Source organism: Allobosea robiniae, assembly GCF_900102525.1.
GTDB classification, from domain to species: domain Bacteria; phylum Pseudomonadota; class Alphaproteobacteria; order Rhizobiales; family Beijerinckiaceae; genus Allobosea; species Allobosea robiniae.
This window is the reverse complement of record NZ_FNBZ01000005.1, coordinates 335757-356683: the sequence shown is the minus strand read 5'-3', so window position 1 is coordinate 356683 and position 20927 is coordinate 335757. Positions and strand designations below refer to the sequence as shown.

Annotated in this window: 19 protein-coding genes and 1 riboswitch; of the genes, 9 read left to right on the top strand and 10 right to left on the bottom strand. The window is 68.4% G+C overall.

The window, feature by feature from the left end; translation table 11 throughout:
- Position 1: 1 nt before the first annotated feature.
- From BLQ70_RS16090 to BLQ70_RS16060, 7 genes are read right to left on the bottom strand one after another with little or no spacing between them, the layout of a single operon-like run.
- Complete coding sequence (locus BLQ70_RS16090; RefSeq protein WP_091858521.1) at positions 2-634, bottom strand: precorrin-8X methylmutase; 633 nt, start codon at positions 632-634, stop codon at positions 2-4.
- Positions 631-1917 (bottom strand): precorrin-3B synthase, encoded by a 1287-nt coding sequence (cobG, locus tag BLQ70_RS16085; protein WP_091858518.1) that lies wholly within the window; start codon positions 1915-1917, stop codon positions 631-633. The genes BLQ70_RS16090 and cobG overlap by 4 nt, the downstream gene beginning before the upstream one ends.
- Complete coding sequence (gene cobN / locus BLQ70_RS16080) at positions 1914-5357, bottom strand: cobaltochelatase subunit CobN (protein WP_091858515.1); 3444 nt, start codon at positions 5355-5357, stop codon at positions 1914-1916. Before cobN ends, cobG begins: the two co-directional genes overlap by 4 nt.
- A 9-nt stretch (positions 5358-5366) precedes the next feature.
- The gene (gene cobW / locus BLQ70_RS16075) at positions 5367-6422 is read right to left on the bottom strand and encodes a cobalamin biosynthesis protein CobW (RefSeq protein WP_091858512.1); all 1056 of its coding nucleotides are present in this window, start codon (positions 6420-6422) and stop codon (positions 5367-5369) included.
- Between the two features lie 4 nt (positions 6423-6426).
- The gene (locus tag BLQ70_RS16070) at positions 6427-6816 is read right to left on the bottom strand and encodes a DUF1636 family protein (RefSeq protein WP_047580210.1); all 390 of its coding nucleotides are present in this window, start codon (positions 6814-6816) and stop codon (positions 6427-6429) included.
- Positions 6817-6826: 10 nt separating this feature from the next.
- A complete protein-coding gene (locus tag BLQ70_RS16065; RefSeq protein WP_091858509.1) occupies positions 6827-7567 on the bottom strand; it encodes a CbtA family protein in 741 nt (246 codons plus the stop codon).
- 12 nt (positions 7568-7579) lie between these two features.
- On the bottom strand, positions 7580-7756 hold the full coding sequence (locus BLQ70_RS16060) for a CbtB domain-containing protein (RefSeq protein WP_061968845.1): 177 nt from the start codon (positions 7754-7756) through the stop codon (positions 7580-7582).
- Between the two features lie 37 nt (positions 7757-7793).
- A riboswitch (cobalamin riboswitch) is annotated at positions 7794-7978 on the bottom strand.
- A 55-nt stretch (positions 7979-8033) separates the two neighbouring features.
- Here BLQ70_RS16060 and cobU point away from each other — a divergent pair.
- The 5 genes from cobU (at position 8034) to BLQ70_RS16035 (ending at position 12178) form a co-directional block, all read left to right on the top strand.
- The gene (gene cobU / locus BLQ70_RS16055; RefSeq protein ID WP_091858506.1) at positions 8034-8552 is read left to right on the top strand and encodes a bifunctional adenosylcobinamide kinase/adenosylcobinamide-phosphate guanylyltransferase; all 519 of its coding nucleotides are present in this window, start codon (positions 8034-8036) and stop codon (positions 8550-8552) included.
- A gap of 13 nt (positions 8553-8565) precedes the next feature.
- Entirely contained in the window at positions 8566-9174 is a 609-nt protein-coding gene (cobO, locus tag BLQ70_RS16050) for a cob(I)yrinic acid a,c-diamide adenosyltransferase (protein ID WP_091858503.1), read from the top strand.
- A 97-nt stretch (positions 9175-9271) separates the two neighbouring features.
- On the top strand, positions 9272-9736 hold the full coding sequence (locus tag BLQ70_RS16045) for an MgtC/SapB family protein (RefSeq protein WP_091858500.1): 465 nt from the start codon (positions 9272-9274) through the stop codon (positions 9734-9736).
- A gap of 169 nt (positions 9737-9905) precedes the next feature.
- Positions 9906-10526: a TetR/AcrR family transcriptional regulator gene (locus BLQ70_RS16040; protein WP_091858497.1), complete on the top strand. Its 621-nt coding sequence runs from the start codon at positions 9906-9908 to the stop codon at positions 10524-10526.
- Positions 10523-12178 (top strand): acyl-CoA dehydrogenase family protein, encoded by a 1656-nt coding sequence (locus tag BLQ70_RS16035; protein WP_091858494.1) that lies wholly within the window; start codon positions 10523-10525, stop codon positions 12176-12178. The genes BLQ70_RS16040 and BLQ70_RS16035 overlap by 4 nt, the downstream gene beginning before the upstream one ends.
- 4 nt (positions 12179-12182) lie before the next feature.
- Here BLQ70_RS16035 and cbiB read toward each other — a convergent pair whose 3' ends face one another.
- Complete coding sequence (cbiB, locus tag BLQ70_RS16030) at positions 12183-13160, bottom strand: adenosylcobinamide-phosphate synthase CbiB (protein WP_091858490.1); 978 nt, start codon at positions 13158-13160, stop codon at positions 12183-12185.
- On the opposite strand from cbiB, the gene cobD reads away from it, so the two are divergent.
- The 3 genes from cobD (at position 13159) to BLQ70_RS16015 (ending at position 16477) form a co-directional block, all read left to right on the top strand.
- On the top strand, positions 13159-14172 hold the full coding sequence (gene cobD / locus BLQ70_RS16025; protein WP_091858853.1) for a threonine-phosphate decarboxylase CobD: 1014 nt from the start codon (positions 13159-13161) through the stop codon (positions 14170-14172). The genes cbiB and cobD overlap by 2 nt on opposite strands.
- Before the next feature lie 99 nt (positions 14173-14271).
- Positions 14272-15243 carry a D-2-hydroxyacid dehydrogenase gene (locus tag BLQ70_RS16020; protein WP_091858488.1) on the top strand — a complete coding sequence of 324 codons (972 nt, stop codon included), beginning with the start codon at positions 14272-14274 and terminating at the stop codon, positions 15241-15243.
- A 19-nt stretch (positions 15244-15262) separates the two neighbouring features.
- Positions 15263-16477 (top strand): MFS transporter, encoded by a 1215-nt coding sequence (locus BLQ70_RS16015; RefSeq protein WP_170843436.1) that lies wholly within the window; start codon positions 15263-15265, stop codon positions 16475-16477.
- Positions 16478-16534: 57 nt separating this feature from the next.
- Here the strand turns inward: BLQ70_RS16015 and BLQ70_RS16010 are convergent, their stop codons facing one another.
- Together BLQ70_RS16010 and BLQ70_RS16005 are read right to left on the bottom strand one after the other, a co-directional pair.
- On the bottom strand, positions 16535-17062 hold the full coding sequence (locus BLQ70_RS16010; protein WP_091858850.1) for a hypothetical protein: 528 nt from the start codon (positions 17060-17062) through the stop codon (positions 16535-16537).
- Positions 17063-17121: 59 nt separating this feature from the next.
- Entirely contained in the window at positions 17122-18786 is a 1665-nt protein-coding gene (locus BLQ70_RS16005; RefSeq protein WP_091858483.1) for a GMC family oxidoreductase, read from the bottom strand.
- Positions 18787-19025: 239 nt separating this feature from the next.
- On the opposite strand from BLQ70_RS16005, the gene asnB reads away from it, so the two are divergent.
- On the top strand, positions 19026-20924 hold the full coding sequence (gene asnB / locus BLQ70_RS16000; RefSeq protein WP_091858479.1) for an asparagine synthase (glutamine-hydrolyzing): 1899 nt from the start codon (positions 19026-19028) through the stop codon (positions 20922-20924).
- Positions 20925-20927 lie beyond the last annotated feature (3 nt).

The window sequence follows — 20927 nt, the reverse complement described above, 5'->3', positions numbered from 1 at the left end:
CCTATTCCTTGTCCTGCGCCAGCGCATTGACGGCGGCTGCCGCCATGGCCGAGCCGCCGCGTCGTCCATGCACCACGACGAAAGGCACGCGCCCGTCCTTGGCCAGTGCCGCCTTGGATTCCGCCGCCCCGACGAAGCCGACGGGGATGCCGATCACGGCGGCCGGCTTCGGCGCTCCGGCATCGAGCATTTCCAACAGGCGGAACAGCGAGGTCGGCGCATTGCCGATCACCACGACTGCGCCGGCAAGCCGGGGCTTCCAGAGCTCCATCGCGGCGGCCGAGCGGGTCGTGCCCATCTCGGCTGCCAGCGCCGGAACCTGCGGATCATCCAGTGTGCAGAGAACCTCGTTGTTCGCTGGCAGGCGGGTGCGAGTCACACCATTGGCGACCATCTTGGCGTCGCAGAGGATGGGCGCGCCGGTCCTGAGCGCGGCCTGCGCGGCCTCGGCGAACCCGGCGGACATCTCGACATCCCTGGGCAGGTCGGTCATGCCGCAGGCATGGATCATGCGGACGACGACGCGCTCGGCCGGGCCACTGAAGCGGGCGAGGTCGGCCTCGGCGCGGATGATGGCGAAGGAGCGCTGATAGATCGCCGCGCCGTCCTGGATGTAGTCGTATGCCTTGTTCAACCCTGCGATCCCGTCGAGCGCAGGGCCTTGGCCAGCCGCGCGTGAATGTCTTGTCCGGGCTGCAATCGCGTGAGCAGCGCCGAAAGGTCAAGCGTCGCGACCGGCTTGTCCCGCGTCGTCCCGCCCAGCACGACGTCGTAGTGCCCGTCTCGCCCGACCAAGGTGAGGTCGGCAGCCGCCGGATGGGCGCAAGCCTTGATGCAGCCGGAGACGTGGAGCGTCGCGCCTGCCGCCAGCAGGTCGGCCGCAGCTTCGGCGAGTGTGGCCGCATCGGCCATGGCCGGTGCCTCGGCGCGGGAGCAGGCGGGGCTGCCGGCACAGGCCTGCACGGAAAGGCGGGGATCGTCGTCGCGTGTAATCAGGCCGAGGTCGTCGGCCAGCGCCAGCTGCGCTTTAGCCTCGGTCCGGCCGAGATCGCGGAAGGCGAGCCCGCGCCAGGGCGAAAGCCGGATATCGGAAACCAAGCCGTCCCCGGCACCGAGCCGGTCCAGTACGGCGGCACCGCAACGGCCGAAGGGCAGGCCGATAAGCGCTGCGAACCGATCTCCTTCGAGCGCGAACAATCCCGCGCGCCGTGGCGGCGGGCGCGATGCGGGGGCGGTGGTTTCAGGCAGCGTGGTCAGGCTCGCCAAGGCTTCAGGCGACAGGTCCCGCAGGCGGCGGATGTGATCCGGGGCTGCGGCTCGCCGCGCCGCAAAGTCGCGGAGGATCGCTGCTACGGCATCGGCGGCTTCGGTGACTGGGATAGCGCCAAGCCAGAGACGATCGGCGAGGCACAAGGCTGCGCTCGTGGCGCCCACCCCAACCAGCCGGATATCGCTGGAGAAACCATCCAGCGCCTGTGCGCCGCCATCGTCTACGACGATGCCAAGCTTGGCCGGCAGGCCGGGTACGGTACGGGTGCACTGCTCGATCTGTGCAGCCAGAGCGGCGGCGTCGATCAGGCCGTTCGGGTCCCGTCCCGCCAGCGGCGAGACCAGCGTCACGCGGTGGGGGCCGTCGCCTTCGTGCTCGTCGACGAGCTGCTCTGCCAGCAACCGCTCGACCAGCCTTGGATGGCTCTCGGCCGTCACGCCGCGGATCTGCAGGTTGGCGCGGGCCGAAATCTCGATCAGCCCGTTGCCATGCTCACCCGCCAGCGCCGCGATACGCCGCAATTGCGCGGGCGTCAGCTTTGCGCCGGGAGGATGCAGCCGCACCAGCCAGCCGTCGCCGGTCTCCATCGGCCTGAGCGTGCTCGGGCACCAGCCGCGCCGCAGGGCTTCCTTGGGAAGAGCATTCATTCTGCCGCCTCCCTCGCCAGAAAGGCACCGACAGAATTCCGCCGGCTGCTCCAGAGCCCGCGCCGCGCCGCCTCCGCCAATCGCGAACGGATCGAGGCCGCAGCCGGCGCATTGGCCGCTTCCAGTGCTGCCCAGACCTGCGGATCGGCGCAATAGGCCTGGAACACGGCATCGAACAGCCCATTCGCGACGGCATCCGTGCTCGCCGCGAAGACGAAAAGCGTGTCGACCGCCTCCGCTAGTTCCGCCGCCCCGCGCCAGCCATGGGCGAGCTGGGCGGCAATCCAGTGTGGATGCGTCAACCGGCCATGGACGATGCGGGCGATGTCCTGCGCCAGCGTGCGCGCCTTCGGCGCTTCCGGGTTCGAGCTGTCGAGACTGTAGAGCACGGGATCGGCGCCGAGCGCCTTCGCCGCCGCCGCAAGTCCGCCGATGACGTCGGCGGCGCTGCTCGCTTCGAGGATGTCGCGCCCGGCGGTGTCGCTGACATGGATGAAGGCGTCGGAGGTTTTGATGCGCGCGGCAAAGCTGGGATTAGCCGTGCCGACCCCTTCCGGCCCGCCATAGGCATGGTCGGAAGCTGCGAGATAAGCGGCACCCAATTCCACGCGTTCGGTCCAGTCGCCGTCGAGCACGCGATCGGCCATCGCCGCGCCATAGCGGCCGGGCGCGGCGCCGAAGATGCGGGCGCCATGCTCGCCGCGACGGCGGGCGGCGGCCGGCTCGTTCCAGTCATCCGGCTCGTCCAGCGCAGCCACCGCGCGTGCGGCCTGGTCGAGCAAGGCGATTTGCCCCGGAAACGTATCGCGGAAGGTGCCGGAGATGCGCACGGTCACGTCGAGGCGCGGATAGGCGAGCTTCGGCTGCGGGATGATGCTGAAGCCGGTGACGCGGGTCGAGGCGTTGTCCCAGAGCGGCTCGACGCCCATCAGGGCGAGCGCGTGGGCGATATCCTCGCCGCCCGAGCGGAGCGTCGGCGAGGCCCAGAGGTCCATGACGACCCGTCTCGGGTAATCGCCATGATCCTGCAGATGGCGCGAGACCACCGCCTGTGCCGCGAGCAGGCCGAGCCGGGTGGCAGCACGTGTCGGGATCGCCCTGGGGTCGAGCGTCGAGAGATTGCGCCCGGTGGGCAGCACGTCCGGCCGGCCTCGATGCGGTGAGCCGGCGGGGCCGGGCACGACGAAGCGGCCGTCGAGGGCGCGCAGCAGATTTTCACGTTCGTTGCGGGCTGAACCCGGGTCGATCTCGGATTGCCCGAAAATGTGCAGACCGTTGCGGAAGGGCAGTTCGGCGATGTCGCAGAGATGCGCGTCGAGCCGCGTCAGTGCCTCGTTCATCTCGGTATCATCAGCAACACCGCAGGAGGCCGCGAGCCCGGCCGCTTCGGCGCGGGAGCGGATTTCAGCTGCGACGATATCCGCGCGGCGCGGATCGAGCACCTGCGCCTGCGAGAACTCCTCGACGAGGTCGCGCAGCAGGGCGGTCTCGCCGGCGGCTTCCGTCTCGGCCAGCGGCGGCGGCAGATGGCCGAGTGTCACCGCGGAGAGCCGGCGCTTTGCGGGGGCTGCTTCGCCGGGGTCGTCGACGACATAGGGATAGATCACCGGCAGCCCGCTGACCGCGAGGCGCGGCCAGCAGCCGGAGGAAAGCGCGACCGCCTTGCCCGGCAGCCATTCCATAGTCCCGTGCGTGCCGAGATGGATCAGTGCGTCGATGGCCTCCGTCTGCCGCAGTGCCAGATAGAACGCGAGATAACCATGGCCAGGCGGCGCGTCGGGGTCGTGATAGCGCGCCTTGCGATCGGGCGTGACGTCGCGCGGCGGCTGCAGGGCGACGGTGAGATGGCCATGGCGCACGGCGCGGAAATGGAAGGCGCCATTGCGGCAAGCCGGGTCGACCTCGGGCTCGTCGTGGCTGGCGGCGAGGGCGTCGCGCGCTAGGGCGGGGATGGTCGCGAGCCAGTCGCGATAGGCCGCAACCGGGAGGTTCAGGCTTGCAGGGCCTGCGGTGAGCGAGGCCATCAGCAAGGCCCCCTCTGTCAGTCCCTCATCGTCATCCCGGACAAGCCGCGTCAGCGGCGCCGATCCGGGATCCACGCTGGAACGCCGCTCGGAAAGGCTCAGGCATGGATCCCGGGTCTCCCCTTGGTCGCCCGAGATGACCGGCGAAGGGGTGTTGGTGGACGAGCCAACTTCATACCCCGCGCCCGCCAGCAAGTCCCTGATCGCGATCACGCTTGCGGGCGTGTCGAGACCGACGGCGAAGCCGGCCCGGCCGCCGCGTGCGGGATAATCCGACATCACCAGCGCGAGCCGGCGTTCGGCGACGGGTTTCCGGGCCAGCGCGATCCAGCCATTAGCCAGATCGGCCAGTGCCGCGATGCCGTCGGCATCCGGTACAAGCCGGCGGATGGACAGGCCGGTCGCCGGGTCGGTCTCCTCGGCCTTGAAGGCGACCGGCACGGCGCCGATGCGTCCGTCGAATTCGGGAAGTGCCACCTGCATGGCGAGATCGGCGGCGGAAAGCCCGCGCGGCGAGGCGTCCCAGGCTTCGCGCGGGCTGCCGACCGGCACGGCTTGCAGGATCGGGCAATCGGCGCCGTCGAGCACGAAATCGTCACCTCCACGCGCGGAAAAGGCGGTGGTGGTGACGATCAGAGCCGGCTTGCGCATTGCGATCAGCGCCGCGAGTTCGGCAGTGGCCGACGGATCTTTCAGGCTGGTCAGCGCGAGCGGAAGGGGGGCAAGATCGCGCGCGGCGAGGGCGGCAGCGACCGCCTCGCCCATGGCGGTATCGCCGGCCGCGACGCCGGAGCGATATTGCAGGACCGGGACGAGCGGCTTGTCGGCGGAAAGGGCGGCGAGCGCTTCGCGCCAGGGCAGGGGCGTGCCGTTGCGGCTGAGCGCGAAGAAAGAGGGCAGCGTGAGCGGAGCGAGGTCCTGCGCGTCGTGCGACGCGGCCAGGTATCGCCCGGTCTGCTCGAGCAGCCGCCGCATGTTCGCGGCGCCGCCGCCAGCCTGGAAATAGGCCAGCAGTTCGGCTGCGAAACCCGCCGGCACCGTCGCATGCTCGCCGAGGCGCGGGTCGTCGCGCTCGTCGCCGGGCAGGATCGCAAGCGGAATGCCGCGCTCGCGGCAAGCCGCGCCGAGCTGCTCGATGCCGTAGCGCCAGTAATCGAGCCCGCCGAGGCAGCGCACCAGCACGAAGCGGCATTGCGCAGCCGTCTTCTCGATCAGGAAATCGACCGAGAGGGGATGCTTCAGGCGTCGGAGCGGCGCGAGCCGCACCGACAGGTTGCTGTCACCTGCCGCCACCGCCAGCGCCGAAAGGTCGCTGTCGGTGAAGGACAGAACGAGCACATCTCCCGGCAGCAGGGCGAGATCGACGGCGTCCTCGCCGTCGTCGAGCCTGATCTCGCTGGTCGGGAGAAGGTGCATCGGTTGAGGTTACGCCCCCGCGAGCGCCGCTTCCACGGCCTTGAGATCGAAGCCCTTGAGCCCGATCACGGTGAGGCGGCCGTCGCGCGGCTCGCTCGCACCCCAGGCCCGGTCGAAATGATGACCGACGCGCCGGCCGACGCCCTGCACGACGAGGCGCATCGGCTTGCCCGGTACGGCTGTGAAGCCCTTGAGCCGCAGCACGCCCTCGGCCTCGGCGGCCTTGGCGACGCGCGCCGTGAGCTCCTCCGGCGACAGGCCCGCCGGCAGCGGCACGGCGACCGAGTCGAAATCGTCATGGTCGTGGTCATGCTCGCCCTCGCCATGATGCGAGGGGCGCGCGGCGAGATCGCTTTCGGCAGCGGCACCGAGGCCGACGATCAGCGCCGGCTCGACCTTGCCATGGGCGGTCTCGACGATCTTGATCGCCTTCGGCAGGTGTTCGGCGATCTCGGCCTTCACCCGCGCGCGGCCGGCCTCGTCGACGAGGTCGCTCTTGTTCAGCAGGATCAGGTCGGCGCAGAGGATCTGGTCCTCGAACACCTCTTCCAGCGGGTTGTCGTGATCGACGGAAGCGTCGGCCGCCTTCTGCGCCGCAAGCGCTTCCGGATCATCGGCGAACTGGCCTTCGGCCACGGCCGGGCCGTCGACCACGGCGATGACGCCGTCGACGGTGACGCGCGAGCGGATCGCCGGCCAGTTGAAGGCCGTGACGAGCGGCTTCGGCAGGGCGAGGCCGGAGGTCTCGATCAGGATGTGCTCCGGCGGGTTCGGCCGGTTCAGCAGCTTTTCCAGCGCCGGCACGAAATCGTCGGCGACGGTGCAGCAGATGCAGCCATTCGGCAATTCGACGACATCCTCGTCGCTGCAGCCGGCGATGCCGCAGCCCTTGAGGAATTCGCCGTCGAAGCCGAGATCGCCGAATTCGTTGACGAGCACGGCGAGCTTCTTGCCCTGCGCATTCTCGAGGAGATGGCGCACCAGCGTCGTCTTACCGGCGCCGAGGAAGCCGGTGATGATGGTGCAAGGCGTCTTGCCGAGATTGGCGGTCTGCGGAGCGTTCATGATGTCATCCTTGCTGGCGCGCCGGCAGAGGCGGCACGCGTGCGACCACGCCCTTGCGGAAGGACTGCGGCCGCTCTTTCCAGGGAACGATGCCGTTGGCGCTGGCGGCATAGGCCTCCGCGGCGCCGACGATCTCGTCGAGATGGGTGTCGGTGTCGAGATCGCCGATCAGGTAAGTCCATTTGCCATCGGCGCTGAGCGCGATGGTGCAGGGCCGCTTGCAGACGCAGAGGCACTCGACGGGCAGCACGGGGATCGTGCTGCCCTTGGCTTTGAGCTGTTCGGCGAGGCGCTCGGCCAGTGCCAGACCCGGCTGGTCATAGCCTTCCGGGAGATCGGCGCGGGCGCGGCGGCAGGCCGTGCAGACATGGATGGTGAGGTCGCCCTCGGACATTGGCTTGCCTTCAGGCTTCCGCTGACCGGCGGTTCGCCCACGGCCAGAGCACGCCGACCATGAAGGCGGTGACGAGCCAGAGCGCGGCCTGGATACCGAGCGAGAGCGCCGCGAAATGGGCGGCGACCTCGGCCGGAACCTTGCTCTCCGGCACGGCCGGATGCGGGGCGCCGACGACATGCGGGAGCAGGATCAGGACCACGGCGACGAGTTTCAGCCAGGGCCGATCGAAGCGCAGGAACAGGAACAGCCCGACCCCCGTGGCGATGGCGGTCCAGAGCCACCAGAGCTGGCGTTGCTCCAATGCGGCCGAGGCTGCACCCGGCAGTTCGGGGGGCAGCCCCATCGCCGGGGCGAGCCCGAGCGCGAGGAAGCCGCAGGCGCCCCAGACAAGCGCGCTGCGCTGGTCGATGCCGTCGCCGGCCGCGATCATGCCGGCCAGCAGCAGCGCCGCGAAGCCGATCGCGGTCGCGATCGTCACCGCGCCGGTGAAGAGGGTGCGCTGGAAGCCGTCTTGCGGCTTCCATTCGGCATGGTCGTGGCCGGGCGCATCGCCTGCCGGGCCGTGTGCGAGGATGAGTTTCGCCTCGCCGTCGAACGCGGCGAGCGTCGGCGCTTTCAGCGCCAGCGCCGCCTCATAGGTCTCGGCCTTGAGAATGAGTGGGGTGGTGGTGACATGCTGCAGGGCGGCGACGATCAAGCCAGCCAGAAGCCCGGCCAGAATGCTGACCGTGAGAACACGCGTGATCATGGATGCTTTCCCTCAGTGGCAGGGGAAGGCGAGGCCGTGACGGGTGTCGTGCGCGGCGTTGTGGACATTCGTCGAAGCCGCGAAGCCGGTCGTATAGATCAGCGCGACGCCGATCACGAGCGCGGCTGCGACCGCCTTGACGCGTTCCGAAACGCTGAGTGTGGGGGTGGAAACCGAAACGGTGTTCATATGCGTTCTCCGTGGCCGCCCCGCCGGCAGCCGGTTGGATCTCTGCGGGTTGACGGCAGGTCTCCTGGCTCACGGACTTCGCGTCCCTTGCCGCCTTCCCGGAGCGGGCGCTCCAGTGGCCGATGGCGAAGGACATCCGCTTACAGTTGCGGGGGCAGCCGCGGTCTCGCACCGCGTTCCCTTTTCACCTCCTCGCGGAGGCACCGTCAGCGACGATCATTAGCCTTCGCCGTGCCGCTGTGCAATGCAGGATGGTCTTTTGAACCCTGCTTCCACGATGCCGAACGAAATTTCCCACCTCACCCTCGTCCTCGGCGGTGCCCGCTCCGGCAAGAGCCGCCATGCCGAGGCGCTGATCGAGGCTTGTCCAGCGCCCTGGAGCTATATCGCCACCGCCCAGGCTTATGACGACGAGATGCGCGCGCGCATCGCCGAGCATCGCGCCCGCCGCCCAGCGGGCTGGCAGACGGTCGATGCGCCGCTGGAACTGGCGGAGGCAATTGCCGCCCAGCCGGCGGGCCGGCCGATCCTGGTCGATTGCCTGACGCTCTGGTTGACCAACCTGATCCTTGCCGAGCGCGATACGGCCGCCGCTCGTGAAGTCCTGATCGCTGCCTGCGAGCGCGTTACGGCGCCGCTTGTGCTTGTCGGCAACGAGGTCGGGCTCGGCATCGTGCCGGAGAACGCGCTCGCCCGCCGCTTTCGCGACGAGGCCGGGCGCCTGCATCAGGCGCTTGCGGCGCGGGCGGCCAGCGTGGTCTTCATGGTCGCCGGATTGCCGATGCGCGTGAAATGATGCGGATTAGATAATGACCAACACCGAGGACGCCGCCCGCCACAAGGCGAAGATGGAGAAGCGCAAGGCGGTACAGGACGCCGAGGTCGCCTCCAAGACGCTCGAGAAGGGGCTGCTGATCGTCAATACCGGCCCCGGCAAGGGCAAATCGACGGCGGCTTTCGGCCTGATCCTGCGGGCGCTCGGCCATGGCTGGCGGATCGGCGTGGTGCAGTTCATCAAGGGTGCCTGGTCGACCGGCGAGCGCAAGGCGCTCGAAGCCTTCGGCGATCAGGTGAGCTGGCACAGCATGGGCGAGGGCTTCACCTGGGAGACGCAGGACAAGGCTCGTGACATCGCCGCCGCCGAACGCGCCTTCGCCAAGGCGAAGGAGTTGATGGCCGATCCCGGGATCAGGCTTGTGGTGCTCGACGAGCTGAACATCGCCCTGCGCTACGACTATCTGCCGCTGGCCGAGGTTGTGACGACGCTGGCGGCCCGCCGGCCGGACCTGCACATCGTCGTCACCGGCCGCAACGCCAAGCCGGAGCTGATCGAGGTAGCCGATCTCGTCACCGAGATGACGCTGGTGAAGCATCATTTTGCTGCCGGCGTGAAGGCGCAGGAAGGCATCGAGTTCTAAAAGCGATATCTCACTGGCTGCCGGCTCTCCGCAACGGAACGAACGCGAGCGGTTCTCATGCGTTCTTGCCCTCGATCATCGTTTTCGGGGGTGGGCCATGAGTGGTTTTCTGTGGGGAGAGCTGGATCTCCTGCTCAGGCTGCTGGCAGGGATGGCTGCCGGCATCGTCGTCGGCTGGGAGCGGACCAACAAGCAGCGGGCGGCTGGGATCCGCACTTTCGGTCTGGTCGGATTGGGCACGGCCGCTGCCGCGACGATCTTCAGCGAACCGCAGGAGGCTGACGCCGCCAGCCGCGTCGTCCAGGGCTTGCTGACCGGGATCGGTTTCCTGGGTGCGGGCGTCATCGTCCTGCGCCGGGGCGATTCGACGCCGACGGGCCTGACCACGGCCGCGGCGATATGGGTCACCGCCGCGCTCGGTTGCGCCGCCGGGCTCGGCGATCATGCCATCGTGGCGTCGGCAACGCTGCTCGCGCTCGTCCTGCTCGCCATCGACCATTCGGTCGAGCGCTGGGCCGGCCGCGGCGAGGCAGCCGGAACCGGCGAGGCGCCGCCTTCCTGAGTGCTGGGCTGACTCGAATCCCGACATCAGGGCTCGCCGGAGCATGCCGTCGGCGACCTGAGCCTCCGGTTGCTCTGCGCTGCTGCTGGACCCCCGACTGCCGCCCTTGACGGCGGTTAGCTATCTCTTCAAATTGAATCCGAATTCAAATTCAATATCGGGATCGTGTATGGCCGGTATCGCACCGAAACAACCGCGCAAGGCTGGAAAGCGGGAAGCCATCCTCGCCGCTGCGCGCGGAATCGTCTCGGAGGTCGGCTTCCACGAGACGTCGATCGCCGCGGTGGCCTCCGCCAGCGGCGTCTCGACTGGCAGCGTCTATTCCTATTTCGCCTCCAAGGCCGAGTTGATGGCCGAGATCGTTGCGGCCGTATCCTCGCGCGAGCTTGCCGTGCTGCGCGAGATCGCATCGAACGACGCGCCTGTCTCCGAACGCCTGACCGCCGCCGTCGAGGCCTTCGCCCGGCGCGCCTTCGCCAATCGCCGCCTTGCCTGGTCGATGATCGCCGAGCCCGCCGATCCGGCCGTCGATGCGACGCGGCTCGACTACCGGCGCGAGATCGCCGGCATTTTTCGCGCGCTCGTCGTCGAGGGCGAAGGGCACGGCGCCTTCCGCCCCGTCGATCCCGATGCCGCCGCCGCGATGATCGTCGGCGGCTTCATGGAGGCGCTGATCGGTCCGCTCTCGCCGGACCGTCCGATCACGCCCGAGCGCGGTCGCGAGATCGCTGCGGCTCTCGCCGATCTCTCCCTCGCCGCGTTGATTTCCCGAGAAGGACAGGCCGCATGACTACGCTCGACGCTTACGGCTACGACACGCATGAGGTGCTGAATCAGGCCCCGGCACTGGCGGATTACGACGCCTTCGCCGCCGATCCGGCGCTCGGGCCGATCCTCGACGCTTTCGGCGCCGGCTGGTTCCGCGAGCAGGCGAGCGTGGTCGGCCATCATGTCGGATCGCAGCGTGTGCAGGATCTGGCGCGGCAGGCCAATCGCAGCCTGCCGGAGTTGCGCACGCATGACCGCTGGGGTCGGCGCGTCGACCAGATCGAGTTCCACCCGGCCTGGCACGAGTTGATGGGGCTCGCGATGCGCGACGAATTCCATTCGCTGTGCTGGACCAAGCCACGAGCCGGCGCACAGGTGGCGCGCGCGGCCGTCTCCTATCTCTGGAACCAGGGCGAGAACGGCATCTGCTGTCCGCTTGGCATGACCTATTCGGCGATCCCCGTCCTGCAGCGCGATCCCGCGCGCTGGGCCGAGTTCGGTCGTTTGATCACCTCCTCCGATTACGACGGCCGTCCGCTGCCGGCAGGCCAGAAGCGCGGCGGCACGGTCGGCATGGCGATGACCGAGAAGCAGGGCGGCTCCGACCTGCGCCAGACCCAGACGGTGGCGACCCGCAATGCCGACGGCACCTATTCTCTCACCGGCCATAAATGGTTCTTCTCCGTCCCGCACTCCGACGTGTTCCTGACGCTGGCGCGCACGGAAGAGGGCGTCTCCTGCTTCGTTGTGCCGGGCTGGCTGCCGGACGGGTCGCGCAATCGCCTGCAGATCCAGCGGCTCAAGGACAAGTGCGGCAACAAGTCGAACGCTTCCTCCGAGGTCGAATTCCGCGGCGTGATCGCCCATCTCATCGGCGAGCCCGGCCATGGCATCCGCGCCGGGCTGGAGATGAATCACTATACGCGGCTCGATTTCGCCGTCGGCTCGGCCGGTTTGATGCGTCATGCGGTGGCGCAGGCCGCGCATCACACGGCGCACCGCCGCGCCTTCCAGAAGGCGCTGATCGACCAGCCGATCATGGCGAATGTCATTGCCGACCTCGCGCTCGAAGCGGAGGCTTCTGCCTGGCTCGCCTTCCGCTTCGTCCATGCGCTCGACCGCGAGGGCGACAGTGAGGCGGAGAAGCTCATCGGCCGCATCGGCGCGCCGATCGCCAAATACTGGAACTGCAAGCGCGCCACGCCGGTCGTGGTCGAGGCGCTCGAATGCCATGGCGGCAACGGCTTCATCGAGGACCATCTGATGGCGCGGCTTTATCGCGAGGCGCCGCTCAACGGCATCTGGGAAGGCACGGGCAATGTCGTCTGCCTCGATGTGCTCCGCTCGATCCGCCGCTATCCGGATTGCGTGCCGGCTTTGCTCGACGAGTTGCGCGCCGCCCGCGGCAGCGATCCGCGTTACGACGCGTTTATCGCCGAACTGGAAACCGACCTCGTCGATGTGCTCCGCCACGAGCATCTGGCGCGGCGCTTCGTCGAGCGCATGGCACTGGCCCTGTCGGCCTCGCTGCTGATCCGTCACGCGCCGCATGCGGTTGCCGACGCCTATGTCGCTTCGCGATTGGCCGGCGGCTGGTCCGGCCATTTCGGCTCGCTCCCGCAGGGCGCCGATCTGCAGGCGATCGCGCGGCGGGCCGTGCCGGTGCCGAACTGAGCTTTCAGAGCAGCGTCAAGGCCGCGAACAGCGCCGCCAGCGCCCAGAGCAGGCCGCAGGAGCGCTTGTAGAGCGTGAGCGCCCGGCGGATATCGGCCGCGTTGGCCTCGGCCCGGCCATCGCCCATCCAATGGTCGTTGACGCGGGTCTCGCCATAGACGCGTGGCCCGGCGAGGCGCAGGCCGAGCGCTCCGGCCATCGCGGCTTCAGGCCAGCCGGCATTGGGCGAGCCGTGCTTGCCGGCATCGCGCCGCACCGCCCGCCAGGCGCCGCCGGCATCCGCCGTCGGATCGAGCGCTGCCGAGACGACCAGCAGCAATGCCGTCAGTCGCGAGGCCGGCAGGTTGACGAGGTCGTCGAGCCGCGCCGCCGCCCAGCCGAAGGCGAGATGGCGCGGGGTGCGATGGCCGATCATCGAATCGGCGGTGTTGATCGCCTTGTAGGCGGCTATGCCGGGAAAGCCGCCGAGCCCGAGCCAGAAGGCGGGCGCGGTGATGCCGTCCGAGAAATTTTCGGCGAGGCTTTCGATCGCCGCGCGCGACACGCCGGGTTCATCCAGCGTCTGCGGATTGCGCCCGACGATCATCGAGACGGCACGACGCCCGCCGTCGAGCCCCTCCCGCTCCAACCCCTCGGCGACGCGGGCGACGTGCTCGTAGAGGCTGCGCTGGGCGATCAGCGTCGAGGCGAGGAGCGCGAGCGGGATCAGGCCGAGAAGCCCGAAGGAGAGGCACAGGTGCTGGATCAGCACCGACAGCGCGATGACGACGGCGAGCAGAAGCAGGAGCGCCAGCACGCCCATCGCCTTGCGCAGGGCGAAGGAAGCGGCTTCCCGATTGAGCGATCGGTCCAGCCCGCCGATCAACCTCCCGATCCAGGTGACGGGATGGCCGATTGCGGCATAGAAGCGCTGGGGATAGCCGAACGCCGCCTCGATGGTCAGCGCGAGCACGAGCAGCGGCAGGCTGGCGGAGAGGTTCATGCAGGGCGCAAGCAGGGTCGTGGCTGAGGACGGTATCTGGCATGGCGGCGATCTCGCCACGGCCCGCGCGCTCTTTCCGGAAGCGCCTGAGCCTTGGGTCGATCTCTCCACCGGGATCAATCCGATCCCCTATCCGCTTCCGGCGCTGCCGTTAAGCCTCTGGACGCGCCTGCCGGGCGCGGATGACGAGGCGGCGCTCCTTGCGGCGGCCCGTATTGCATACCGCGTCCCGGCGCATGCCGGCATCGTCGCGGCGCCCGGGACGCAGATCCTGATCGAATTGCTGCCGCGCCTGGCGCCCGCCGGACCGGTCGTGATCCTCGGCCCGACCTATGCCGAGCACGGCCATGCCTGGCGCAAGGCGGGGTACGCCGTCAGCGAAACTGCGGCGCCTGCCGAGGCGGCTGTGACCATTGTCGTGGTCAACCCCAATAATCCCGATGGGCGCGTGCTGTCGCAAGCCGAATTGACGAGCCTGGCCGCGCATTGCGCCACCCACAGCGGCCTCCTCGTCGTCGACGAAGCCTTCGCCGATTTCACGCCTGAGGCCAGCATCGTTGCTGACCTTCCGGCTGGAGCCATCGTGCTGCGCTCCTTCGGCAAGACCTACGGTCTCGCCGGACTCCGGCTCGGCTTCGCCATCGGCGCGCCTGACCTGATCGCGCGCCTCAAGGCGGCGCTCGGTCCCTGGTCGGTTGCCGGCCCGGCGCTCCATGTCGGCGCACAGGCGCTGTCGGATGCTGCTTGGCTCGCCGAGACCGGCGCGCAGCGTGCCCACGATGCCGCCCGCCTCGACGGCCTGCTCGCCCCGCATGGCCGTATCGTCGGCGGCACGACGCTATTTCGCCTCCTCGAAACGCCGCAAGCGGCGACGCTCTTCGCTCGTCTCGGCCGGCACGGCATCTATGTTCGCCGCTTCCAGAATGCGCTGGATCGCCTGCGTTTCGGCCTGCCGGGCGACGAACTTTCCTGGTCGCGCCTGCACGCGGCGCTCAGCGTCGATGCCCCCTGAGCATCGCCATCAGCGTGAAGCTTGCATGCGGCCAGTGCGGGGACAGGAGCGGGCGCGCCCGCTAACGTCCATCGAAAAGGAATCGGGGAGAGACAACGCATGGCATTCCTGCCGCCGGAAGGCGAACTGACGATCGGCTTCGCGCATGCAGCCTATCAGCTTCGGGACGAGTTCCTGACGCGCGGCCGCACTGCGAAAAGTTTCGAGGTCAACAGCCTCGACGATCTGCGCGAGCGGGCGCCGGAAGCCGATGTGCTCGTCGTCTCCGGGCTCTGGCGCAACGACCTGCTGCCGCGATTGCCGAAGCTGCGTTTCATCCAGTCGGTCAGCGCCGGCACCGACCAGTTCGACAAACCGGCGATCGGCGCCGCCGGCATCCGCCTCGCCAGCGCCCAGGGTAGCAATGAGCGGGCCGTCGCCGAACATGCGATGTCGCTGATCCTGGCGCTGACCCGCCAGATCCATTTCGCCCGGGACAACCAGGCGAAGCAGTTCTGGCGCCCGATGATCGGCGACAGGGCGCAGCGCGAGGACGAGCTCGGCGGCAAGACGCTGGTCATCGTCGGGCTCGGCCGCATCGGCCTGCGGCTGGCGAAATTGGCGGCCGCCTTCGACATGCGCGTCATCGGCGTGCGCCGCAGCGCCGAGGCGCAACCGCATGTCGAGGCTGTCGCGCATCCGAGCAAGCTCGCAGAGGCTGTGGCCGGCGCCGATTTCGTCGCCCTGACCTGCCCGCTGACACCGGAGACGGAGGGGCTGATCGATGCCCGCATCCTCGGCGCGATGAAGCCGAGCGCTTTCCTGATCAATGTCGCGCGCGGCCGCGTCGTCGACGAGATGGCCCTGCTCGATGCGCTCGGCAACAGCGGCATCGCCGGCGCCGGGCTCGACTGCTTCCATGAGGAACCGCTGCCGCCGATCTCGCCTTTCTGGCGCATGCCGCAGGTCATCGTCACCCCGCACAGCGCTGGCGAGACGCGCGCCTATGAAGGCAATGTGGTGGATATCCTCCTCGACAACCTGGGTCGCCTCGAACGCGGCGAAGCCAACCTGCGCAACCAGATCGTCTGAGCGACAGCAGGTGGCGGCGATGGCTTCGCCCAGATTCCTCCGGCCGGGCGGCCCTTCGCTGATCCCCGCGCTCGGCGTGACGCAGGTCTTCGGCTACGGCACGCTGTTCTATGCCTTCACCGTGCTGGCGCCGCGCATGACCGCCGATTTCGGCTGGGCGCCGGAATGGACCTTCGGCGGTTTCGCGATCGGCCTTTTGCTGGGTGGCGCGGTCGCGCCCGTCACCGGCAGCCTGATCGACCGCTACGGCACGCGGCTGGTGATGACGATCGGCTCCGCGCTGGCCGGCCTCTCGCTCTTCGCCTTGGCCGAGGCGCGCGGCATCGTCAGCTATACGCTTGCGATGGTTGCCCTGCAGGCGGTGACCACCGCTGTGTTCTACGACGCTGCCTTCGCTGCGCTGACGCAGGCGCGCGGCAGCCAGGCACGCCGCGCCATCAGCCAGCTCACCCTGATCGGCGGCTTCGCCTCGACCCTGTTCTGGCCGCTGACCTCGAGCCTGCTCGGGATGTTCGACTGGCGCGGCGTCTACCGGCTCTACGGCCTCTCGCAGTTCCTGGTCTGCCTGCCCCTGCACCTGTTTTTCCTGCCCGGGCGGGTGAAGCGGCCGGTCGTCGCGCAGGCCGTGGATGCGGCTACGCCAGCCCCGCAGGAGCCGGAGCTGGCTTATCTCCATGGCGATGCGCGCCGCCGCGCCTTCCTGCTGCTGGCGCTGGCCTTCTCGCTCCAGGGCTTCGTCGTCTCGGCTATGGCGGTGCATATGCTCGCGCTGCTCCAGGGCTTCGGGCTCAGCGCGGCCGTCGCGGTCGGCATTGGCGCGATGCTCGGGCCGTCGCAGGTCGCAGGGCGCCTTGTCGAGATGCTGTTCGGCCGCGCCGTCTCGCCGGTCACGACGGCCTGGGTCTCGGGCTGCCTGATGCCGCTCGGTCTCGCTCTGCTCCTTGTCGGCGGTTCGCTTCCGGTCGTCGCCGGGCTCTTCGCCATCGCCTTCGGCATCAGCATGGGGCTGAGCTCGATCGTGCGCGGCACCGTGCCGCTCCAGCTCTTCGGTCCGGTTGGCTTTGGCGCAACCATGGGCAAGCTCTCGGCGCCGGGCCTCGTCATCAAGGCGGCGGCGCCGCTCGTCTTCGCCGTCTCGCTGGAGCGCGGCGGCGTCATGCTCTCGACGCTGCTGCTGATCGCCTTCTCGGCGTTCGCCGCCGGCGCGCTTTTCCTGCTGGCGCGCAGCCGCTAGAGCATTTGCGAGCGAAGTGGACACCGGTTCGCGTGAAGAAAATGCGGCAAAAAAGACTTAGGCCAGCATCGTGCGCCACCAGTGGCGCACGGCATCGCGTGTCCGCATCACCAGGCCATAGGCAGCCGTGGCCCTGACCCGGGCAAGCACGCTGTCGCGCACGCGCACCACCTGTCCCATGATCCAGGCGAACCAGCGATAGCGCAGCAGTTTCTCGCGGCCGGCATGATAGATGCGCTCGACGAAGACGAAGCTCATCAGATGCGCGAAGGCGGTGACCACCAGCCCGGGCCAGAACTGCCCGCGCGCAAACAGCACGAGGCCGAAGAGCTTCAGCGGCTCGGCAATAGCGAAGGGGACCGCCAGCGCCAGCAGGACGAGCGGCGGCGGCAGGGCGGCGACGCTCTCCTCGAGCCGGCGCATGACGCGCAATTCCGCGAGCCGGCGCAGCAGCGGCCGGTAGAGTGGCCGCAGGAGCTCGTCGAGGACGACGAAGACGGTGATGACGGCGCGCAGGACCGCGAGCAAGCCGCGTGTGAGCGGGCTACGCTCCGGTGCTGATGGGGGCGGAAGATCTTCGGTCATCGCAGCCGATTCATAGGCCGGGATTTGCGGCAATTCCATGCCGCCCGGCGCGACAACCCCTACCGGCGTGCGTCTTCCTTGAGCATCGCTACGCCCTTCTCGGCGATCATCATCGTCGGATTGGCGGTGTTACCGGATGTGATCGCCGGCATCACCGAAGCGTCGATGACGCGCAGGCCCGAAACACCGCGCACGCGCAGCCGCTCGTCGAGAACCGCGCCCGGATCATCGTTGCTGCCCATCCGCGCCGTGCCGACCGGATGGAAGATCGTTGTCCCGAGTTTGGCGGCGGCGGCGAGCAAGGCGTCATCCGACTGGGCGGCATCGCCCGGCATGTATTCCTCGGGCCGGAAGCGGGCGAGCGGCGTCTGCGCCACGATGCGGCGCGTCAGCTTCATCGCGTCGACCGCGACCTGCCGGTCCTCCTCGGTGTCGAAATAGTTCGGCGAGATCACCGGAGCATCACGCGGATCGGCCGAGCGCAGATGCACGCTGCCGCGGCTGGTCGGCCTGAGATTGCAGACGCTGGCCGTGAAGGCGTCGAACGGGTGGAGCCCTGAGCCCCAGCTGTCGAGCGAGAGCGGCTGGAAATGATATTGCAGGTTCGCCGTCGCGTATTGCGGCGAAGACTTCGCGAAGGCGCCGACCTGTGACGGGGCCATGGTGAGCGGGCCGGTGCGCAAAGCCGCCCATTCCAGTGCCATCAGCGGCCGGCGCCAGAGCCTGGCATAGTCGCTGTTCAGCGTCTTGACGCCCTGGACCTTGTAGACCGGCCGGATCTGGAGATGGTCCTGCAGGTTCTCGCCGACGCCGGGCGCATCGACCAGCGTCTCGATGCCGAGGCTCTGCAATCGCGCCCCGCCGCCGATGCCGGAGCGTTCGAGCAGGAGCGGGGAGGCGACGGCACCGGCGCAGAGCACGACCTCGCCATTGACCTCGACCCGGAGCTTCTCCTCGCTCGCCGTGCCCAGCCCATGGGTGAATTCGACCGCCTTGGCCCGGCCCTCCTCGAAGACGATGCGCTCGACATGGACGCGGGTCTCGAGTCGGAGGTTATGGCGCTCCTTCTGCTCGAGCAGCGGCTTCAGGAAGGCGCGATAGGCGCTCAAGCGCCGTCCGCGCCGCTGATTCACCTGGAAATAGGAGGAGCCTTCATTGTCGCCGGTGTTGAAATCCGGGATCTTGGCGATGCCGGCGGCTTCCGCCGCATCGCGGATGGCATCGAGGATCGCCCAGCGCACGCGCGGATGCTCGACGCGCCATTCCCCGCCGGCCTTGTGCAGCCCGCCGGGCGGCGGCGCGATATGGTCCTCATGCGCAAGGAAATAGGGCAGCACGTCGTCCCAGCCCCAGCCGGCAAGGCCGCGCTGGCGCCAGCCGTCGTAATCGGCGGCCTGGCCACGCATATAGACCATGGCGTTGATCGCGGAGGAGCCGCCGACCACCTTGCCGCGCGGATAGGCCAGCGCCCGCCCGCCGAGGCCGGCCTGCGGCTCGGTCTGGAACAGCCAGTCGGCGCGGGGATTGCCGATCGCGAAGAGATAGCCGACCGGAATGTGGAACCAGATCCAGTCGTCCAGGCCGCCGGCTTCGAGCACCAGGACCTTGGTCGCCGGATCGGCTGCCAGCCGGTTGGCGACGACGCAGCCGGCGGAACCCGCCCCGATCACGACATGGTCGAAGCTGCCGATCAGGCGGCGGTCGGAGGAGGCGGGGTCGGGCATGGCGGTTCCCGTCAAATGGCGGATAGCGATCCGTCCGAACTGGTACTGTGGCATAGGCGCGGGATCGATTGGCCGCAATGCGACGAAGTTCCAAACCGGCTCGTGCCTTTTTAGGTGCGGCGGTCGTCCGTGCGTACATTGTCGCACTCTCGACCGATGGAATTCTGATCACTATAAGCCACGCGGGGCGCTCCGGCCGTACGTTTGGCGGGGCCGATCCGCTTTGATGAGGCTACGGGATGTGCGGCATTTTTGGGTCGATCGGCTTCGAGCCCGACCCGCAACGGATCGATATTGTCGCGCATCGCGGGCCCGATGGTCGCGGCTGGGAGGTCTATGCCAGTCCGAAAGGCCCGGTGGCGCTCGGCCACCGCAGGCTCGCCATCATCGATGTTTCGGATGCCGGCCTGCAGCCGATGAGTGATGCCTCGGGGCGATATCGCCTCGTCTTCAACGGCGAGATCTACAACTATATCGAGCTGCGCGAGGAGATGCGGGCCAAGGGTGAGGTCTTCGTCTCGGAATCGGATTCCGAGGTGCTGCTTCGCGCCTATATGCTCTGGGGCGAAGATATGTTGCCGCGGCTGCGCGGCATGTTCGCCTTCCTGATCTGGGACGATCGCGACAAGAAGCTCTTCGCCGCTCGGGACCGCTACGGCATCAAGCCGCTCTATATCGTGACGAATCCGCGCGGCGTGGCTTTCGGCTCCGAGATCAAGCAGTTGCTCGGTCTTCCCGGAGTGTCGGGCCGCATGAACGTCGCGCGCGTGCACGACTTCCTTGCCTCGGGCATTTCCGACCACACCTCCGAAACCATGTTCGAGGGCGTCTTCCAGCTGCGCGGCGGCGAATGCGTCACGATCGATGCAAGCCGCGACGTTGCCCTGCAGACGCTGCCACGTCGCTGGTATCCGGCCACTGCCGGCGATATCTCCTTGACCGAGGACGAGGCCGCGGACCGTTTCCGCCAGCTTCTGACCGAATCGGTCCGCCTGCATCTGCGCTCGGATGTTCCTGTTGGTTCGTGCCTCTCGGGAGGCCTCGATTCATCCTCCATCGTCGGCTTGATGGCGCAGATGATGGGCTCTGGAGGCGGCGGAGCGAAGGTCAACACCGTCTCCGCCTGCTACGCCGAGAAAAGCGTCGACGAGAAGCCGTTCATGGATGCGGTCGTCGCGCACGCGCACACCGAACCGCATTATATCTTCCCGAAGGCGGAGGACGTCTTCCAGCGCGCCTCGGACATCACCTGGCACCAGGACGAGCCCTTCGGCTCGACCTCGATCTTTGCGCAATGGTGCGTCTTCGAGGAGGCGAGGCGGGTCGGCGTCAAGGTGATGCTCGACGGACAGGGGGCAGACGAGCAGCTCGCCGGCTACCATGGCGGCTTTTCCTACTACATGGCCGATCTGACCCGGCGCCGGCGCTTCGGTCAGCTGCTGACCACGATCCTCGAACGCAACCGCTATCACGGCACCTCGATCGCCGATCAGATCAAGCATCATCTCGTGCCGTTGCTGCCCCGCGGTCTCGGTGGCTTGTTGCGGCGCCAGCACCGCGCCCTCACCCAGCATGACTGGTTGGGGACGGACATCCTGCGTGAGAAGGGTAACCCCCGCACGGCCCTCGAACTGGCCAGCGACGAACTCGGCCTGCCACCGGTGGCCGACCTCCGGACGCTGTGCATGACGATGACCTATGGTTCCAATCTCGCCATGCTGCTGCATTGGGAGGACCGCAACTCGATGGCCCATTCCATCGAGGCGCGGGTGCCCTTCCTCGATCATCCGCTCGTCGAGTTCGACCTCGCGCTCGGGAATGACCACAAGATCGTCGGCGGCGACACCAAGCGCGTCCTGCGGCGTGGCATGGCCCATGTCCTGCCGGAAAGCGTGCGCGAACGGCGCGACAAGCTCGGCTTCGCGACGCCGGAGCAGATCTGGTTCCGCGGACCGCTGCGGGGGCAGGTAGAGGATGGTATCGAGAAGACGCTGGCGCGCTATCCGGGGCTGATGAATGCCGATGGAGTGCGTTCCCTGGCCAAGGAGATGCTCGACGGCAGGCGCCCCCTTGATTTCACGCTGTGGCGGATCGTCAATCTCGGGATGTGGGGCGAGCGTGTCGGCGTGACGCTCTAGGCA

What these genes read in the sequence shown, in the direction of transcription:
- cobD (WP_091858853.1), top strand. Translation starts at nt 13,159, where the DNA reads ATGCAGGGCGCAAGCAGGGTCGTGGCTGAGGACGGTATCTGGCATGGC.
- BLQ70_RS16005 (WP_091858483.1), bottom strand. Translation starts at nt 18,786, where the DNA reads ATGCCCGACCCCGCCTCCTCCGACCGCCGCCTGATCGGCAGCTTCGAC.
- cobW (WP_091858512.1), bottom strand. Translation starts at nt 6,422, where the DNA reads ATGAACGCTCCGCAGACCGCCAATCTCGGCAAGACGCCTTGCACCATC.
- BLQ70_RS16070 (WP_047580210.1), bottom strand. Translation starts at nt 6,816, where the DNA reads ATGTCCGAGGGCGACCTCACCATCCATGTCTGCACGGCCTGCCGCCGC.
- BLQ70_RS16045 (WP_091858500.1), top strand. Translation starts at nt 9,272, where the DNA reads ATGAGTGGTTTTCTGTGGGGAGAGCTGGATCTCCTGCTCAGGCTGCTG.
- BLQ70_RS16020 (WP_091858488.1), top strand. Translation starts at nt 14,272, where the DNA reads ATGGCATTCCTGCCGCCGGAAGGCGAACTGACGATCGGCTTCGCGCAT.
- asnB (WP_091858479.1), top strand. Translation starts at nt 19,026, where the DNA reads ATGTGCGGCATTTTTGGGTCGATCGGCTTCGAGCCCGACCCGCAACGG.
- BLQ70_RS16060 (WP_061968845.1), bottom strand. Translation starts at nt 7,756, where the DNA reads ATGAACACCGTTTCGGTTTCCACCCCCACACTCAGCGTTTCGGAACGC.
- BLQ70_RS16015 (WP_170843436.1), top strand. Translation starts at nt 15,263, where the DNA reads ATGGCTTCGCCCAGATTCCTCCGGCCGGGCGGCCCTTCGCTGATCCCC.
- cobN (WP_091858515.1), bottom strand. Translation starts at nt 5,357, where the DNA reads ATGCACCTTCTCCCGACCAGCGAGATCAGGCTCGACGACGGCGAGGAC.
- cbiB (WP_091858490.1), bottom strand. Translation starts at nt 13,160, where the DNA reads ATGAACCTCTCCGCCAGCCTGCCGCTGCTCGTGCTCGCGCTGACCATC.
- cobU (WP_091858506.1), top strand. Translation starts at nt 8,034, where the DNA reads ATGCCGAACGAAATTTCCCACCTCACCCTCGTCCTCGGCGGTGCCCGC.
- BLQ70_RS16010 (WP_091858850.1), bottom strand. Translation starts at nt 17,062, where the DNA reads ATGACCGAAGATCTTCCGCCCCCATCAGCACCGGAGCGTAGCCCGCTC.
- cobG (WP_091858518.1), bottom strand. Translation starts at nt 1,917, where the DNA reads ATGAATGCTCTTCCCAAGGAAGCCCTGCGGCGCGGCTGGTGCCCGAGC.
- BLQ70_RS16040 (WP_091858497.1), top strand. Translation starts at nt 9,906, where the DNA reads ATGGCCGGTATCGCACCGAAACAACCGCGCAAGGCTGGAAAGCGGGAA.
- cobO (WP_091858503.1), top strand. Translation starts at nt 8,566, where the DNA reads ATGACCAACACCGAGGACGCCGCCCGCCACAAGGCGAAGATGGAGAAG.
- BLQ70_RS16065 (WP_091858509.1), bottom strand. Translation starts at nt 7,567, where the DNA reads ATGATCACGCGTGTTCTCACGGTCAGCATTCTGGCCGGGCTTCTGGCT.
- BLQ70_RS16035 (WP_091858494.1), top strand. Translation starts at nt 10,523, where the DNA reads ATGACTACGCTCGACGCTTACGGCTACGACACGCATGAGGTGCTGAAT.